Below are 15,962 nucleotides of genomic sequence, written 5' to 3'. Positions count from 1 at the left end.
CAAGCAAGGAGACTGTCTCATGTCAGAGACAAACGGGCAAGAGCCCGGCAACGAAGTCGAAAAGATCAGGCAGCGTGTCGTCGAGGAGATGAACCGGCAGGGCCTCAACCGCGCCGATGTCGCCAGGGCTGCTGATGTTGCCTCATCGACCACTTCGTTGTGGCTGGATGGCAAATACGCCGGCAAGAACGAGAACGTCGCCGAGAAGTTCAAGCGCTGGCTCCAAGTTTGCGACGACACCCGCGCGGCAGCCGTCGCCCAGGCCGAGTCCGTGCCGAAGTACGTGGAAACGCCGACATCGACCCTGATCGTTCAGACCCTGGCTTATGCCCAATCCACCCCGGAAATGGTGGTCATCACGGCGGCTGCCGGTCTCGGCAAGACGACATCCATCAAATACTTCGTGTCGACCCGGCGGAACGTCTATCGCGCCACCATGCGCCCTCGCACCAGCGGCATGTGGTCGATGCTCCAGGACATCGCCATTACGGTCGGTGCGCCCGACCTCTCCGGCAAAGCCCTTGATCGCGCGATCGGTGAGAAATTGCGCCGGAACGGTCGCCACACCCTGCTGATCCTGGACGAGGCACAGGAACTGACAGACCAGGCCGTCAACCAGTTGCGCCACTTTCTTGACGAATACGAGTGTGGCATCGCCCTGGTCGGCAATGACGAGGTCTATAAGCGCTTCGGCGCTACCGAACCCAAAGAGGGATATGGCCAGCTCCATCGCCGGATTGGCCTGAAGCGTCGTATCCTCACGCCGCAGCCCGGCGATATCGATGCCATGCTCGACGCCTGGAAGATCGAGGATCCCAAACAGCGCGAGCTGTTGACCTATATCGGCCGCAAGCCTGGCACGCTCGGCCAGATCGACAAGACGATGCGCCTGGCCACGATCCTTGCGGCCGGGAACAACCGCCCGGTCGATATCGCCGATATCCGGTCAGCCTGGATCAACCGAAGCGGCGAGGTGCGCTCATGAGCACCCTGCAGCACCTGGCTGACCTCGAAACCTTGTTCGCAAATCCGGCCCCGGAAGGGGTCCAGCTCAACGCCGAGCTTTGCAGCGACCTAGCCGAGGACATTGCCAGGATCCGATTCAGCTATGTCGCGGTCCTCAACCTACTGGCTGCCGAAGTCGCCAAGAACCGCGTTTTCCTCCTCGAACAGGCGGACGCATCGTCGCCTGGCCGCGTCGTCGCCTTCCCCGAGCGGCGGGAATATTTCCGAGTGCAAGGGGAAACCATCCCGTTGCCGCCGCGCACGGAGATCCTCGCAGCCGGTCCGGCTGGAGGCGCGCCATGAGCATCCAGCCCACCATGTCGCAGATCATCGCCACCGTTGCCACTGGGGTCGGCGTCACGAGCACCGACCTCAAATATGGCCGGTATCTGGGGGGGTTCACGCTGGCCGGCGAGATCGCCGCCTATCTGGCCTTCACGCTGACCGATTTGCCTGCGTGCGAAGTCGCGGCCGCCCTTGGCGCTTGCCAAGAAACCGACGTTCTCAAGGCACACGACGATGTGCAGAAACGCTGCCCTGCAGATCGGTCGTTCTTCGAGCTGCTCAAGAACCTCAGCATCACGGCGCTGGCAGAAGCAAAGGCGCTTCACGATCTCGGCATTCCGCCATTGCCGGAAATTGACCCCGTCGCCCTGGCCGTAGAGGTCAGCGCCGGCCGCATGCGTCCAACAGATCTTTCCACCCGCGAAATCCTCGCCATCGCATCAGGCCTCGCCAGCCTGAGCCGCGATGCCATGCACCACAAAGGAGCTTCAAATGAGCATTGAGACCGTTTCCAACCCGGCGCCGGCGCTGCCGGAAGGCGCGACCATAATTGGCGATAAGCCGTTCATGCGCGATGCCCGAGGGGCATGGGTTCCGCTCGATCTGGTGAAGCCCGTCGACATGCTGATGGATGACACCGTGCGCAAGATGTTCGGCCATGCCGAGCCATTGAACGCGCAGATCGCCCGTTTCAAGGCCCACTGCTTCGATGATTTTGGAGCCTTCCAAGCCCTCATCGCGGAGAAATACGGGGCGAAGGTTGGCGGTGAAAAGGGCAACACCACGCTCACCACGATCGACGGGACACTCAAGGTCACGATCCAGGTAGCCGATCGGATCGAGTTTGGTCCGGAGCTGCAGGCGGCAAAAACCCTGATCGACGAATGCCTGACCGAATGGAGCGAGGGGTCACGCGACGAACTGCGCGCCATCGTCAACCGTGCTTTCCAGGTCGACAAGGAGGGGCAGATCAATCGGGCGGAGCTGTTCATGCTCATGCGTACCGACATCCGCGACGAACGCTGGCTTCGCGCCATGGAGGCGATCCGCGACAGCATCCGCATCATCGGTTCGAAGACGTACATCCGCTTCCACCGGCGCGATAGTGCCAAGGGGAAGTGGCAGCCCGTCACCATCGATATCGCGGCCGTGGATTGAGGGGCGGACATGGCCAAGATCGAAAGATTCGACGGGGCCGCCGCCTGGCGCAGCCTCAGTATCGAGGAGAGGGACGATATCGGCGCCCTTACGCTCGAACTGTTCTGCGCGTGGTTCGCCTCTAAGCATGTCGAGGAACAGCCACTCTTTGAGTGCGTCACCCCTACCGAGCGGGCGGCCCTTGTGGCAACCAACATCTTGCTGCCGCGTCTGCAGGTGGCGGTCGTCGACGCCCTGCCTCGTCATCTCCTGCAGGCCGATGACGGTACGCCACGAATTCCTTCGCAAATGGGTCCGGTCTGCGACGATTGCGGTTGCAGCGATCGAGACGGCTGTTTTCCGCCTTGTGCCTGGGTTCGTCCGGACCTTTGCACGGCCTGCGCGGCAAAGAAGGAGGTGGCTTAGATGGTCGCCTATTCCTTCCAGAAGCGCTTTGCCGCCCCGATCGAGCGCGGCACCAAGGTCGGCACCATCCGGGCCGACCGCAAGCGCCATGCCTATGCCGGCGAGCCCATGCAGCTCTATGTCAGCATGCGGACCCGTTATTGCCGCCTGCTCGGGGCTCCGCGCTGCACCGCCGTCAATCCCATCACCCTGGATTTCCAGAATAACCGCGTGACGGTCGGCGGCGTGACCCTGACCGGCTGGAGCCAGTTGCAAGCCTTCGCGCGTGGCGATGGCTTCGAGGATTGGGCCGATATGCGTGCCTTCTGGGCCGAGAACCATCCCGCCACGCCTGTCTTCAGTGGGATCCAGCTGCTCTGGGACCGCGATCATTTCATACGGAGGGCAGCAATATGAAATTCAGGATCGAAGTCTGCCAAACCGTCGAGGTCGAACTCGATGAGGCGAAGTTCACGCCCGCCTTCATGGAAGAGTTCCGGAAGAGCTTTTTCCCATTCTTTGAGATCGGCGAGCATGCCGAGCACATAGCGCAATTGGTTGCGCGAGGCGTGATCGACACTTCGCCCTCGTACTTCATTGAAGGGTACGGCCCGGCCAAGGATATGGGGATCAAGGCCGAAATCACAGGCACCGAGATCGATGGATGGCCGGCATGAGCACCGACACGCAACTCTCGCTCGAACTCCCTCCGGCGCCGTCACAATGGACCACTCCAAAAGGCAAGGGGAAATGCAGCCGGGATCCCGCCGCCGGACCAGGCTCCTGCTTCTACTGGTGGGAGGGGTGCCCGAAGGCGCAGCGGCGTGATTGCTACCTCCTGGCCAAGCGGGAGGGCAAGGCATGAGCGCCACCGCCCGCATCCACATGCTGAAATCCCGCGCCGGCCTGGACGATGCCGCCTATCGGGATCTTCTCCAAGCCGCCACCGGCCAGCGCTCTTCCAAGGGCCTCAGCCGCGACCAGGAGCTGCGCGTCATCGCGCAGCTCGAAGATCTTTCGAAGGGCGCGCCAGCGCGGCCGGGCAGTGCGCAGCGCGCCACCGGTGACTATGCTCCCAAGCTCCAGGCGCTCTGGATGGCCCTGCACGATCTCGGCGCGGTCGAGAGCCGCAGCGACAAGGCAATGATGGCCTTTGTCGAGCGGCAAACCGGCCTTAGCCACACCCGGTTTCTTACCGATCCCGCCGACTCCAGGAAGGCGATCGAGGCGCTGAAGAAGATGGCGCAGCGCGCCGGCGCCGAGTGGAAGCCGGAACGCGTCGCCAAGGATATGGGCCTGACCCAGCTCCAGGCTGACCGGTGGGCGATCCTTATTGCCCAGGCGAAGATCCTCCGTGATCGCGGCGCCGATGCCGGCGTCCAGCGCATCGCCTTTGCCGACATCAACAAACCGCTGGCGCCGGAGCAATTGCTCGAGCGCCAGATCGAGCTGGGCCGGCATATCCGCGAACTCGCAGGGGGGAAGGCATGAGCGAGATCTCGTTACACGCACAGCGTCAGGCGCTGACCGCCGCCATCGACATCCAAAAGCGTCTCGCGAGCGGCCAGAACGTTCGGGCCACGATGACCAAATCGAAGGAGGAATTCCAGCTCCAGCGGTTGCTGCAGGTCGAGCGGACCTTGGCCTGGCTCGAAAAGCACCGCGCCGAAGTGCTCCTGGTCGCGGACCAGGTGGCTCGCGCCGAGCAGCACGCCAAGGCGGGAGGGCCGGCCCGGTGAGCTTCTTTTTCGCCCCGCTCATCCGCGAGCACTTTGGCGTGATCCACATCGACCCGCCCTGGCCCTACGACATGCGCAGCGAGGCCGGCTACGCCAAGTCGCCGGAGAGCTACTACGACACGATGCCCGTCGATCGCATCGCTGCCCTGCCGGTGGGCGAGCTGGCGGGGCCGAACTGCCTTCTGGTGATGTGGTCGACCTGGCCGCATCTGGCCTACGCCATGGAGATCATGCGCGTCTGGGGTTTCGCCTACAAAACCGGCGGCGCCTGGCACAAGAAGACGCGGCACGGAAAGAGCGGTTTCGGTACCGGCTTCATCCTCCGATCGGCAACGGAACCTTATCTGGTCGGCACCATCGGGAATCCGCGGATTGTCTCGAAGTCCGTCCGCAACGTCATCGAGACGGTCGAATATGTCGACGATATCGAGGATTTCCCGTCCGTCATTGAGGCAACCCTCCGCGAGTATTCCCGCAAGCCGGCCGAAATGCGGGACATGCTGGAGCGCCTCTGCCCCTGGGCTCGCAAAGTCGATGTGTTCGCCCGTGAGCCCTGGGCCGGCCAGACCGTCTGGGGCAAGGAAGCCCACCTTTTCGGAGGTGCGTGATGGCCGGGAAAATCACGAAGATCGTGCGGGATGCTGTCGCCAAAGGGCTCACCAACGGGGAAATCATCGCGGCCCATCCCGAGCTAAACCCATCCTCGATCCGCGCCCTGGCGGCTCGGCTGCGGAACAGGCCAGAGAGCCTGCGCGTCATCCACGTTCGTTCCGGGCCGGGTGTGAAGCTCCCTGTCCATCTCGCCCAGGCACTTGATGTCGAAGCGTCGGGCCGGCCGGGCTGCCGTGGTGGCAATGACCTCCTGCGCCAGCTGGTCGACGTAATCGTTCGTGATGACCTCTTCGACGCCGTGTTGGGGGAGCAATAGGCCGTGGCCGAAAACACCAAGATCGAGTGGGCTGACCACAGTTTTAATCCATGGCTTGGATGCACTGCGCTCAGCCCGGCCTGCGACCATTGCTACGCCGAGGGCTGGGCCAAGCGTGCCGGTAAACCGGAGCTTTGGGAAGGCGAGCGGCGCCGGACCTCGGCGAGCAACTGGCAGCAACCGCTGAAGTGGAACCGCCAGGCGGAGGCCGAAGGCCGGCGCTTCCGGGTATTCTGCGCCTCCCTTGCCGACGTCTTCGACAACCAGGTGCCCAGCCGATGGCGGGATGATCTCTGGCACTGGATCGAGATGACGCCGCACCTTGATTGGTTGCTGCTCACCAAGCGCCCGCAGAACATCGGCAAGATGCTGCCGACGACAGATATCGGCTGCCGCCCCTGGGGCGATGGCTGGTCGAATGTCTGGCTCGGCACCACGGCCGAGGACGGCGAGCGTTACCGGCGCAACTGGCCGGCGCTTGCGAAGGTGCCGGCGCGGTTCCGCTTTGTCAGTTATGAACCGGCTCTTGGCCCGCTCGGGCAGCTCTGCATTGACGGCCAAGTGCCCGATTGGATCATCTGCGGCGGAGAAAGCGGCCCCAACGCGAGGCCAATGCACCCGGCATGGGCGCGTAGGGTGCGCGACGACTGCGAGATCATGGGCATTCCCTACCTGTTCAAGCAGTGGGGCGAATGGGCGCCTCGCGGCCCAGTATCATGGGGCTATCCGGCCTTCGATAATGTGCCGCATCGGCGGCTCACCGACACCGGTGACAATGGGCAGAACCTCGCGGCGACTGGCGGCAATCACTGCTGGATGCAGCGCATCGGCAAGAAGCGGGCCGGCCGGCTGCTCGATGGCATCGAGCACAATGGATTTCCGGTCGCGGCATGAAACACCAGTCCTCGCCAGCACCCGCCCCGCTGTTCGCTTGGCCTGAGGCCATCGAAGCCGCGCGCCTGGAGCTGGCGAGGAAGGCGCTTGTCGCCCGCATCAAGGCGCTGCCCGTCTGCAGCCATCGCCGCATCATCCTGCAGCACCAGCTGACCATGCTCACCGCCCAGCTCCTGGAGCTGGAAACCCGCTTGAAGAGCCAGCTATGACGAAGAGGATTCCTGCCCCGCATTTCGTCGAGACCTATATCGATGCGATCGGCGTCGAGCCGACCATCCAGTTTCTGCTGAAGTTCGGCGGCGGCACCATCCATCTGCACAGCGATCCCGGTCCAGAAGGGGCGCTCGCCCAGGCGATCGGCCTGGAGAACGCACGTGCCCTCGGTCAGCATCTGCGGCGCGGCCATATCAAGGTTCCAGTTGCAAAGCAGTGGATTGCGCGTCAATTGTTCGCCTACGGTTGGCAGAAATCCAAGATCGCCCGCCGGTTGCACGTGACTGACGAAACTGTCAGGCTGTATCTCAAGGGCTTCGAGCAAGGCTCGGCCGACCCCATTACTTCCCGCCAGCTCGATCTTTTCCGCTAAACCCCAGGCCTGGGGAACTCCCGTGACGCGCGCGCGGTGGCATTGCTGGCCTCATGGCACAGCTTGTTTCCGCGATCGCCGCCAATGCGGCCCTGAAAACCTCGACCCGTGGCAAGGGCGCGATTGCCTCGTTCGAAGGCGTCGTGCTGAAGGCCTATCCGGATCCTGGCACGGGCGGTAAGCCCTGGACCATCGGCATCGGACATACCGCGCTTGCCGGGCCGCCCACCGTTATGCCGGGCATGGTCATCACCCGCGAGCGGGCCTTTGCCATCCTGGCCGATGACCTGGTCATCTTTGAAAACGCCGTCAAAGCCGCTGTGAAGGTGCCGTTGAGCCAGGGCGAATTCGACGCCCTGGTCAGCCTCTGCTTCAATATCGGCAACAAGAATTTCACCGGATCAAGCGTCGTTCGTCGCTTGAACGCCGGCGACCGCACCGCCGCCGCCGATGCCTTCCTCATGTGGGTGAAGGCGAACGGCCATGTATTGGGCGGCCTTGTCACCCGCCGCAAGGCCGAGCGCGAAACCTTCCTTGCCAACGCCTATGTCGCCGGCGCCACCACTGCCCCCGCAAACGACAACGGCGCGGTTTCGATTGGCGTGCTGCTCAAGCGCGGATGTGCCTTCCCGGATGCTGTCCGCTCGCTTCAGACCGATTTGACCGCTCTTGGCTATCGGATCGCCGTCGACGGCGACTTTGGCGACCAGACGGAAAAGGCAGTTCGCTCCTTCCAGGACGCCCACAGCCTCGCCGTGGACGGCAAGGTCGGCCCCGCGACCAGGTCGGCGATCGCCGCCGCCCTCAAGGCCATCGGCAAAGGCCCCGTCATCGCCCTTCACCCGCTCCCTGGCGACGCCATCACGGCGATCGCCGCTTGAACCGAGGACCCTCCATGCGTGCGAAAATGATCGGCTTCGTGGGCCACTACCTGCTCGGCCGCTATTTGTTGCCGGTGTACACGGCGTTGATGATCGTCGCCCTGGCCGTCGCCGGCGTCTTTCTGACGGCCAGCGATCCCGGCCAGGCCATCTTCGCCTTTTTCGATCAGCCCCTCGCCATCGTGCTGGCCAGCGCGATCGTGCTCCTTCTCCAGTACAAGCCTATCCAAGACAAACTTCGCGACCTCTGGAGATCCGGGCTTGTCACAGTGCCTATAGCGTTGCTCGCCCTGTGCAGCCCCGCTTTGGCCCAGACCGCAACGGCGACGGCGGCCTCGGGGTTTACCGAGATCCTGACCTCGGTGTTCACCGCGACCGCGATGTCCATCATTGGTTGGATCGCCTTCATCTTCCAGAAGCGCACCGGCCTGCAGGTCGAGGCCTCCATCCGCTCGATCGAGATGGGGCACCGCGATGCGATCGAGAAGGCTGCCGGTACCGCCGCAACGCTTGTCATGAGCGCGGTCGCCAAGGGCATTTCCAAATCGGACGCGCTCGCCAAGGCCGCGTCCTACGTTGAATCGGTGGTGCCTGACGCCCTGGCGTATTTTGGCCTGGCCGGCGATGCCCTCGAAATCAAGATCGACGCCAAGTTGGCCGAACTGTTCGGCACGAAGCCGATCTATCAGGTCGACCTCGGGCCGGCCACCTTGACGCCGGCCAACACTCAGTAAGGCGCCCATGTCCTGGATTTCCGCCCTGTTCAGCTCCTTCCTCGCCGCGCTCGGCAACCTGCTCCTTGCGGCCTGGAAAGACGACAGGGCGGACCAAGAAATCAAACAGGGGGCGGTCGACAAGGCCGCCGCCGACACGGCCCAGGATATTGCGGAGACAGCCGATGCACAGGCGGCGAACAACGCTCTCGATCGCGGCGGTGCTCGCGATGTCGCTGCAAGGTTGCGCAAGCGACTTGGCGACCAGGCCGGTGGTCAGGGCGACGGCGGCGCAGGCCGGTGACGCCAAGGCCCAACGCCGGGCAGCCATGGCGCCGATCTGCCCGACGCCGACCAGCGACGGCAATGCCCGGCGGATTGCCGGCTATCTCGAATCCGCGCCGCCGGCTGCTGGCCTCGACGCGCTCGCAACCGAATGGGAGCGCCTGGACGATGGCGCCCGCATCTGCCGTGGAAAGGCGAATTGATGGATCTGGCTTCGACCCAGAGCGCAATCAGCATCGTCCTGGGCATCCTCACGATCATATCGCTGATCTACACCTGGGTGACTTCGCGATCGCGGGCATCGGCCGCAGAGATCGGCAAGATCCATGATCGTGTCGACCTATTGGAGGTCCGCCTCACCAAAATCGAGACCGAGATGCTGCATTTGCCGAGCGCCTCGGGTTTCCACCGCATGGAACTGGCCATGACCCGCCTGCAGGGCGACATGGAAGTTCTGACAGAGCGCTTGAAGCCGATCGGTGCGGTGGGTGATCGGCTTCAGGAATTCCTCCTTGACCAGGCTAATAAACGATGAGCTTCGAGAAAAAACTCCAGGAAGAGGCACGCCTCATAATCCTGCGTTCCCTGGCCGAGCAGATCGACGGGCACTTGAACTCATCTCTGCTGCACGATGAGCTGAAAACGTATGGCATTCCGCGCCGGCCGCGCGAGTGGGTGCACGATCAGCTATCGTTCCTTGCCGCGATGGGCGCGGTGATCGTGCGAGAGGCGGGCTCGGTCCAGATCGCGACCTTGACCAAGAAGGGGCAAAGGCACGTTGATCGGGAAGAGATCATAGCCGGCGTCAAGGCACCTTCCCGCGTGGAGCCTTGACATGGCCGGCCGGGGACGCCTGGGCTCCATCGACCTTCTGCCGGAAGAGGCAGAGGAAGACGTCATCTGGGTCTGCCAGCAGCTCGCCGAGCGCAAACGCACCCAGGGCGAGATCCTGGAAGAGTTCAACGGCAGGCTCGCCGACAAGGGCCTGCCGCTCATCTCCAGATCGGCCTTCAATCGCAGGGCGATCTTCCTGGCGCGGACGCAAAGCCGCGTCCAGGAGGCGCGCGCCATGTTCAAGGGGCTCGCCAGCCAGTTCGACGCCGAGGACGTCGACCAGAACAACATCGTGCTCGGCGAATTCCTGAAGACGTTGATCATCGAGCTGCTGCAGGACACGGGCGGCGATCGCACGCCCAAACAGGCCATGGAGCTGGCGCGCGCCTTTGCCTCGACCGTCTCGGCCCAGAAGGTTTCCAGCGAGCGGCGCCAGAGGCTTGAGGCCGATGCCAAGGCCAAGCTGATGAAGGCCGCCGAAGCTGCTGTTGGCGCGGCGTCTGCTGGCGATACCAAGCTCGACGGTGAAGCCGTGCTCCGCCGGATCCGTGAAGAGGTCTACGGGATCTATGACACATGAGGTCGCCCGCCGTTCCTCTGTATGGGTATCAGCAGCGCTGGTTTCTGGACCGCTCGCGCTTCAAGGCGGGAATGTTCTCCCGTCAGACCGGTAAGACCTTCACCACGACGCTGGAGATCACCGATCGGTGCTTCACGGCTGCCACCCAGGTGCGCCGCGAGCCCTGGGTGATCCTGTCGCGTGGCGAGCGCCAGGCCAAACAGGCCATGGACGAAGGAGTGAAGCTCCACTCGAAAGCCTATGGGCTGGCCTTCGAAGCGGCCGAGTTCGACTGGCAGGGAGAGGAAGGCAGCCATAGGGCTTGCGAGGTCGTATTCCCGCACGGCTCCCGGATCATCGCTCTGCCCGCCAATCCCGACACTGCACGCGGGTTCTCCGCCAATGTGTTCTTGGACGAGTTCGCTATTCACAAGAACAGCCGCGATGTTTGGGGGGCGCTCTTCCCGGTGATCTCCAAGGGCTGGGACATTCGCGTCACCTCGACCCCGAAGGGCAAGGGCAACAAATTTTACGAGATCATGACCGGCCAGGATAAGACCTGGTCGCGCCATATCGTCGACATTCACCAGGCCGTGGCTGATGGCCTCGATCGCAATATCGAGGAGCTGCGCGCCGGCCTGGCCGACGACGAACTCTGGGATCAGGAGTTCCTGCTCAAGTGGCTGGACGAGGCAAGCGCGTGGCTGCCCTATGAGCTGATCTTTTCCGTCGAGGATCACAACGCCGGCGATCCCGACCAGTACCAGGGCGGCGTCTGCTTCGTCGGCGTCGATATCGGTCTGCGCAACGACTTGTTCGTGATCTGGGTGCTCGAACTGGTTGGTGATGTCCTTTGGACTCGCGAAGTCGTGGAGCTGAAGCGGGCGAAGTTCGCCGAACAGGACGCCGCGCTCGATGAGATCATGGAGCGCTATCGCGTCGGCCGGGTCTGCATGGACCAAACCGGCATGGGCGAAAAACCCGTTGAGGACGCCAAGCGCAGATATGGCGATAGCCGCGTCGAGGGCGTTCTGTTCACTCCCGCCAACAAGCTGGTGATGGCGACGGCCGGCAAGGAGAAATTCGAGGACCGCAAGGTCAGGATCGCGGAAGGGAACTACGCCCTCCGCGCCGATCTCCACAAGCTGCGCCGGATGCTTGGTCCGACCGGGGCTCCGCGTTTCGTGGCGGAGCGAGACGAAGATCACGCCGACCGCACCTGGGCGTTGTTCCTGGCCATCAACGCGGCCGCCGGCGACCAGGTCGAATATGCCTACCGCCCGGCCGGGTCGGATCAATTGGGTCACAACGGCGGGCCTCCGCTCGATGACGACGACGATTCACGCGATCCATTCCGGCCTCCGGTCGGCCGGTCGTTTCGCGGCAGACTGTGAGGTAGGCCATGGCAAAATATGAATGGGTCGGCCCTGACGGGCAGCCGCTCCGGCGCGAGGTTCTCGACAAGGATATTGCCGCGCCGGTGCTGGGAAGCGTCAGAACCGTGCAATCGGGCTATCCGACGCAAGGGCTCAATCCGGGGCGCCTGGCAATGCTCATGCGCGAGGCGGATGCGGGCGATCCGCTGCGCTATTTCGAGCTGGCCGAGGAGATCGAGGAAAAGGACCTGCACTATACCGGCGTCCTCGCCACCCGAAAGCGCTCCGTCTCGCAGCTGGAAATCCGTGTCGACGCCGCGAGCGACGATCCCAAGCACGTGGCCCATGCCGATATGATGCGCAGCTGGCTCCTTCGCGACGAACTGCAGGAGGAGCTGTTTCACGTCCTCGACGCTATCGGCAAGGGCGTGTCGTTCACCGAAATCGTCTGGGACACCCACGGCGCCCAGATCAAGCCCAAGCGCCTCGAATGGCGCGACCCGCGTTGGTTCACCTTCGATCGGATCGACGGTCGCACGCCGCTGCTGCGCACGAACGAGGGCGACCAGCCGCTGCCCTATGCCAAGTTCATCGCCGCAACCATCCAGGCCAAGTCAGGCCTGCCGGTCCGATCGGGTATCGCGCGCATCGCGGCCTGGGCCTGGATGTTCAAGGCCTTCACCCTGCGCGACTGGGCCATCTTCTGCCAGACCTATGGGCAGCCGATCCGCCTCGGTCGCTACGGACCTGAGGCCACGCCCGAGGACAAGGATGTGCTTTGGCGGGCGGTGACCAATATCGCCGGGGATTGCGCAGCGATCGTCCCCGAGTCGATGAAGATCGAGTTCGTCTGGGCTCCGGCCGGCCAAGCGAGCGCGCTTTTCAAAGAGCGCGCGGATTGGTTCGACCAGCAGGTGTCAAAAGCCATCCTGGGGCAGACCGCCACCACGGATGCGATCGCCGGCGGCCATGCGGTCGGCCAGGAACATCGTCAGGTCCAGGAAGATATCGAGACAGCCGACGCAAAATCAGTCTCTGCCGTGCTCAACCGGGATCTGACCGTCCCTTGGATCGACCTCGAATATGGTCCGCAGGACGTGTATCCGCGGATCCGCATCGGCAATGAAGAGGCCGAGGACCTCGACAAATTGGCCGACCGTTTGGTGAAGCTGGTGCCCCTCGGCCTTCGGGTGCAGATGTCGGACGTTCGTGACCGTTTGGGGTTCGGAGATCCGGACAAGGGGGCGGAGGTTTTGCAGGCTCCCGGCTCTGCTGTCCAGCCGCCCGTTGAAGCCGGCAAGACTATCGCCACACAAGCGGTGCAGACGCCGATCGGCGCCCCGACCCAGGACGCGGTCGATACGTCGATCGAGGCAACGCTTGCCGAGATGGGCTGGGAGCCACTGGTGGCGCCGATGATCGAGGGGCTCGCCGCGCAGCTCGCCAACGCCGCCTCCTTGGAGGAAGCCCAGCAGATCCTGGCGCTTCACCTCTCCGGCATGACTGTCGATGCCATGGCCGAAAAGTTGGCGCAAAGCATCTTTGCTGCGCGCCTGGCTGGCGAGGGCAACCAGTCCCTGATCCCGCCGGCGGCGCTCTGACATGGCGGAGGCCGATCTCATCCCATTGCCGCCCCGCGAGGCGATCGCCGCGTTCAAAGCACGCGGCGGCCAGCTCGCGCCGACCTTCTCCTGGGAGGATGCTTGGCAGGAAGATCACGCACGCTCTTTCACGGTCGCCAAGTCGACCGGCTTCGACATTTTGAACGATATTTATTCGTCGCTCGAAGAGGCCTTGAAGGAGGGAAAAACCGTCCGCGACTTCGCCAAGGATCTGACACCGGTTCTCCAGGCCAAAGGATGGTGGGGCAAGAAATCGGTCACGGATCCGCTCACCGGCGCGATCGATGAAGTCCAGCTTGGCTCCCCCCGGCGCCTCCAGACGATCTTCGACACGAACATGCGCGTGTCCTACGCGACGGGCCACTGGGCACAGTTCGAGCGCAGTAAGGCCTTGCGTCCCTATCTTCGCTACGTCGCCATCATGGACGGGCGCACCCGCCCGGCCCATGCCGCCAGGCACAATGTCTGCCTTCCGGTTGACGATCCCTATTGGGATCATTGGGCCCCGCCCTGCGGCTGGCGCTGCCGCTGCACGCTGCAAAGCCTCAGCCAACGCGATGTCGATCGCATGGGATCGACGCTCAAGCGCGTGCCGCCGCCACTCGACATGCAGAGCTATGTCAACAAGCGCACCGGCGTGATCGAGCAAATCCCTGCCGGCATCGACCCAGGCTGGGGGTACAATCCGGGCAAGGCCGGATGGAAGGCGGCGTCACTCGCCGATCCCTTGGCCGGCGCGCCGCCCCAGCTCGCCGCCGCTCGGATCGCCGATAAGACCTGGCCGGTTCGTGCTCTTGCCACGGAGTTCAGCCAGTGGTTCGACCAGGCTGCCGCCGGCGCGCCCCTGTCGCGCTCGATGTGGACGGTCGGCGCCATTGATCAGGCTACGCTTGACGGCCTCACGGCGCGCGGCGTGGCGCCGAGGACAGGCGCCATCACGATCCAGATGCAGGTTGTGCAGCACATGATGCGCGCGGCCAAGGCGGCGGCTGGCAAGACGGTGCCGACCGATTTCCTGCGCGAGCTACCCTTGACGCTGAGCCAGGCAAAGGCGGTGCTCCTGGACAAGCAAGACCCAGCGCTCGTTTATGTGTTCGATGTGCCAGGCGATGCTCGCCTGGGCAAGCTGGTGGTGCGAGTGAATTTCCAGAGCGGCTCGCGCGACACTGCCGGCATCAAGCGCCAGGTGGTTTCCAACGAGGTGCGGACGGCCGGCATGGTGCAGCTCGCCGACCTCGCCAACACGGGCGCTTACGAGATCCTGTCAGGGAGCTTGTGATTGTGGCCGCCGGGGGGTACGCCATCTTCCCCGTAGCAGACGATCGCTTCGGACGATCCTCCAAACCGGACCGGCGATTTCCCGGTTGTCGCGGCGGCCACGGCGTTAATTATGCTGCAATCCCATTGCTGGTGCAATTAGATATGCGGACCGAGATTGGTTCTAAGGACATCTAGAGGAGTAGTGCATCAGTGGCTTGCATTTACTGCCATGGGAATCGCAACGACCCCCAAATGACAGTGGAGCATATTTGGCCTCAGGCACTCGGCGCCACCAACAACAGCCCAGCGTTATTCATATCAGAAAATGTCTGTCGGGCCTGCAACAGTCTTTGTGGCCAATGGGTTGATGGTGTTTTCCTCAAGAGCTGGGTTCTATCCCATGAGAGCCGTCAAGCCGCTATGTCGTTCGCTGACACGACGACCCCGGGACCGTTGCCACTTGGCTATATGGGCTTCGATCAGCAATTCCCAAATCAGCCTGGATATGTCTGCGAACGTTGGATTGGCCCCAGCGGTGAGCACATCTACGACGTTCATCCAGAGGATGACGACAAGTGGTACGGCTACGCTGGCGGGGATTTCATTCGCCGTAAGCGGCTGGAAGATGGACGAGCCTACCTGGTGCTCACGGCCAATCATCCATATTGGGCGATAACTGGGGTTCGATCATTCAACAAGCATTTCGTGCGGGCACGCACATTCTGCCTGACCGAAATCAGCGGATTTCCCGCTGAAGACATGGAGCCGCTGAAGGCGATCAACGAGGCGACCGACATCGAAGCTCAAGAAATATCCTGGATTCGACAGCGACCCGAGGATGTCCACCATCATCACAGGCTCCAAACCAATCTTAGCTTCTCAGATCGTTTCATAGCGAAGCTCGCCCTTGGGATCGGAGCGAACCTTTTTGGCGACCGATTTTGCGCATCGTCCTATGCGAATTCACTGCGGCAAGCTCTGTGGTTCAAACCCAGCAGCGGCAATGCCGCCCCCCTGATCAAAGGACTGAACTACCTAGCAAGCGACCCGGACAAGGGCCCCGGAGCGGCAATTGCGCTGCCAGGTGCCTGGACACTGCTGTTATTGGCGCAGCGGGATAATTTCAGTATGAACGTGACCGGACCGAGTGGGCGAGGAATGACCTTCGTGATCTCGGATGACCCCGCACTCTGGCAGAGCGCCGAATATGACACATACAGGCGGGGGATTATCTACTACGTGGTTCCCGGTCGCCAGGTGTTCGCGGGGCCTGTGGAGCTACTCGATACTATTCGTTATATATCTGAGCCGGGATTTCAGGAGCCAGTGCGGGTGCGGCTGGAGGATATGAGAATCAATCCTTCCTCCCTACCACCTCGACGTATCTAGGAGAGGCGCCAGGAGGCCTCTGGACGGGCAGGGCCGCGTCAGTGTAGCGTCGGAGCGGTCGAGG

At 63.1% G+C, this 15,962-nt stretch carries 25 protein-coding genes; all 25 read left to right on the top strand.

The genetic code is table 11. From position 1 onward, the window contains the following. Positions 1–19: 19 nt before the first annotated feature. The 25 genes from ABXS05_RS04305 to ABXS05_RS04185 all read left to right on the top strand — a co-directional run bounded on the left by ABXS05_RS04305 (position 20) and on the right by ABXS05_RS04185 (position 15,898). Positions 20–985 carry an AAA family ATPase gene (locus ABXS05_RS04305; protein ID WP_367623051.1) on the top strand — a complete coding sequence of 322 codons (966 nt, stop codon included), beginning with the start codon at positions 20–22 and terminating at the stop codon, positions 983–985. Further along, complete coding sequence (locus tag ABXS05_RS04300) at positions 982–1,308, top strand: hypothetical protein (RefSeq protein WP_367623050.1); 327 nt, start codon at positions 982–984, stop codon at positions 1,306–1,308. Before ABXS05_RS04305 ends, ABXS05_RS04300 begins: the two co-directional genes overlap by 4 nt. Next, positions 1,305–1,793 (top strand): chromosomal replication initiator protein DnaA, encoded by a 489-nt coding sequence (locus ABXS05_RS04295; RefSeq protein WP_367623049.1) that lies wholly within the window; start codon positions 1,305–1,307, stop codon positions 1,791–1,793. The genes ABXS05_RS04300 and ABXS05_RS04295 overlap by 4 nt, the downstream gene beginning before the upstream one ends. Beyond that, entirely contained in the window at positions 1,783–2,448 is a 666-nt protein-coding gene (locus ABXS05_RS04290) for a DUF3164 family protein (RefSeq protein ID WP_367623048.1), read from the top strand. The genes ABXS05_RS04295 and ABXS05_RS04290 overlap by 11 nt, the downstream gene beginning before the upstream one ends. A 9-nt stretch (positions 2,449–2,457) precedes the next feature. Then, positions 2,458–2,853 (top strand): hypothetical protein, encoded by a 396-nt coding sequence (locus tag ABXS05_RS04285; protein ID WP_367623047.1) that lies wholly within the window; start codon positions 2,458–2,460, stop codon positions 2,851–2,853. Continuing rightward, positions 2,854–3,249: an ASCH domain-containing protein gene (locus ABXS05_RS04280; RefSeq protein WP_367623046.1), complete on the top strand. Its 396-nt coding sequence runs from the start codon at positions 2,854–2,856 to the stop codon at positions 3,247–3,249. Continuing rightward, entirely contained in the window at positions 3,246–3,509 is a 264-nt protein-coding gene (locus ABXS05_RS04275) for a hypothetical protein (protein ID WP_367623045.1), read from the top strand. Before ABXS05_RS04280 ends, ABXS05_RS04275 begins: the two co-directional genes overlap by 4 nt. 184 nt (positions 3,510–3,693) lie before the next feature. Continuing rightward, positions 3,694–4,323 (top strand): regulatory protein GemA, encoded by a 630-nt coding sequence (locus ABXS05_RS04270; protein WP_367623044.1) that lies wholly within the window; start codon positions 3,694–3,696, stop codon positions 4,321–4,323. Beyond that, positions 4,320–4,571 (top strand): hypothetical protein, encoded by a 252-nt coding sequence (locus ABXS05_RS04265; protein WP_367623043.1) that lies wholly within the window; start codon positions 4,320–4,322, stop codon positions 4,569–4,571. The genes ABXS05_RS04270 and ABXS05_RS04265 overlap by 4 nt, the downstream gene beginning before the upstream one ends. Next, positions 4,568–5,179 (top strand): MT-A70 family methyltransferase, encoded by a 612-nt coding sequence (locus ABXS05_RS04260; RefSeq protein ID WP_367623042.1) that lies wholly within the window; start codon positions 4,568–4,570, stop codon positions 5,177–5,179. The genes ABXS05_RS04265 and ABXS05_RS04260 overlap by 4 nt, the downstream gene beginning before the upstream one ends. Continuing rightward, positions 5,179–5,499, top strand: a complete 321-nt coding sequence (locus tag ABXS05_RS04255; protein ID WP_367623041.1) for a hypothetical protein — start codon at positions 5,179–5,181, stop codon at positions 5,497–5,499. Before ABXS05_RS04260 ends, ABXS05_RS04255 begins: the two co-directional genes overlap by 1 nt. Positions 5,500–5,502: 3 nt before the next feature. Then, positions 5,503–6,393 (top strand): phage Gp37/Gp68 family protein, encoded by an 891-nt coding sequence (locus ABXS05_RS04250; RefSeq protein ID WP_367623040.1) that lies wholly within the window; start codon positions 5,503–5,505, stop codon positions 6,391–6,393. After that, entirely contained in the window at positions 6,390–6,602 is a 213-nt protein-coding gene (locus ABXS05_RS04245) for a hypothetical protein (protein ID WP_367623039.1), read from the top strand. The genes ABXS05_RS04250 and ABXS05_RS04245 overlap by 4 nt, the downstream gene beginning before the upstream one ends. Next, positions 6,599–6,979: a MalT transcriptional regulator family protein gene (locus ABXS05_RS04240; RefSeq protein ID WP_367623038.1), complete on the top strand. Its 381-nt coding sequence runs from the start codon at positions 6,599–6,601 to the stop codon at positions 6,977–6,979. Before ABXS05_RS04245 ends, ABXS05_RS04240 begins: the two co-directional genes overlap by 4 nt. A 53-nt stretch (positions 6,980–7,032) precedes the next feature. Then, positions 7,033–7,860, top strand: a complete 828-nt coding sequence (locus ABXS05_RS04235) for a glycoside hydrolase family protein (protein WP_367623037.1) — start codon at positions 7,033–7,035, stop codon at positions 7,858–7,860. Between the two features lie 14 nt (positions 7,861–7,874). Beyond that, positions 7,875–8,594 (top strand): hypothetical protein, encoded by a 720-nt coding sequence (locus tag ABXS05_RS04230; protein ID WP_367623036.1) that lies wholly within the window; start codon positions 7,875–7,877, stop codon positions 8,592–8,594. Positions 8,595–8,601: 7 nt separating this feature from the next. Next, positions 8,602–8,877: a hypothetical protein gene (locus tag ABXS05_RS04225; protein ID WP_367623035.1), complete on the top strand. Its 276-nt coding sequence runs from the start codon at positions 8,602–8,604 to the stop codon at positions 8,875–8,877. After that, the gene (locus ABXS05_RS04220) at positions 8,846–9,061 is read left to right on the top strand and encodes a hypothetical protein (protein ID WP_367623034.1); all 216 of its coding nucleotides are present in this window, start codon (positions 8,846–8,848) and stop codon (positions 9,059–9,061) included. The genes ABXS05_RS04225 and ABXS05_RS04220 overlap by 32 nt, the downstream gene beginning before the upstream one ends. Continuing rightward, positions 9,061–9,393: a DUF2730 family protein gene (locus ABXS05_RS04215; protein WP_068295627.1), complete on the top strand. Its 333-nt coding sequence runs from the start codon at positions 9,061–9,063 to the stop codon at positions 9,391–9,393. Before ABXS05_RS04220 ends, ABXS05_RS04215 begins: the two co-directional genes overlap by 1 nt. After that, a complete protein-coding gene (locus tag ABXS05_RS04210; RefSeq protein ID WP_068295624.1) occupies positions 9,390–9,692 on the top strand; it encodes a VpaChn25_0724 family phage protein in 303 nt (100 codons plus the stop codon). The genes ABXS05_RS04215 and ABXS05_RS04210 overlap by 4 nt, the downstream gene beginning before the upstream one ends. Position 9,693: 1 nt before the next feature. Continuing rightward, positions 9,694–10,272: a phage protein Gp27 family protein gene (locus tag ABXS05_RS04205; RefSeq protein ID WP_367623033.1), complete on the top strand. Its 579-nt coding sequence runs from the start codon at positions 9,694–9,696 to the stop codon at positions 10,270–10,272. Beyond that, positions 10,269–11,645: a terminase large subunit domain-containing protein gene (locus ABXS05_RS04200; protein WP_367623032.1), complete on the top strand. Its 1,377-nt coding sequence runs from the start codon at positions 10,269–10,271 to the stop codon at positions 11,643–11,645. The genes ABXS05_RS04205 and ABXS05_RS04200 overlap by 4 nt, the downstream gene beginning before the upstream one ends. A gap of 8 nt (positions 11,646–11,653) precedes the next feature. After that, a complete protein-coding gene (locus ABXS05_RS04195; RefSeq protein WP_367623031.1) occupies positions 11,654–13,228 on the top strand; it encodes a DUF935 domain-containing protein in 1,575 nt (524 codons plus the stop codon). A 1-nt stretch (position 13,229) separates the two neighbouring features. After that, positions 13,230–14,528, top strand: coding sequence for a phage head morphogenesis protein (locus ABXS05_RS04190; protein WP_367623030.1), 1,299 nt, complete (start codon positions 13,230–13,232; stop codon positions 14,526–14,528). A gap of 191 nt (positions 14,529–14,719) precedes the next feature. Next, complete coding sequence (locus ABXS05_RS04185) at positions 14,720–15,898, top strand: HNH endonuclease (RefSeq protein WP_367623029.1); 1,179 nt, start codon at positions 14,720–14,722, stop codon at positions 15,896–15,898. Positions 15,899–15,962: the final 64 nt, after the last annotated feature.

It is taken from the genome of Labrys neptuniae (assembly GCF_040797145.1).
GTDB lineage: Bacteria > Pseudomonadota > Alphaproteobacteria > Rhizobiales > Labraceae > Labrys > Labrys neptuniae.
The sequence above is the reverse complement of the archived record's forward strand: the minus strand, read 5'-3'. Positions and strand labels throughout refer to the sequence as shown.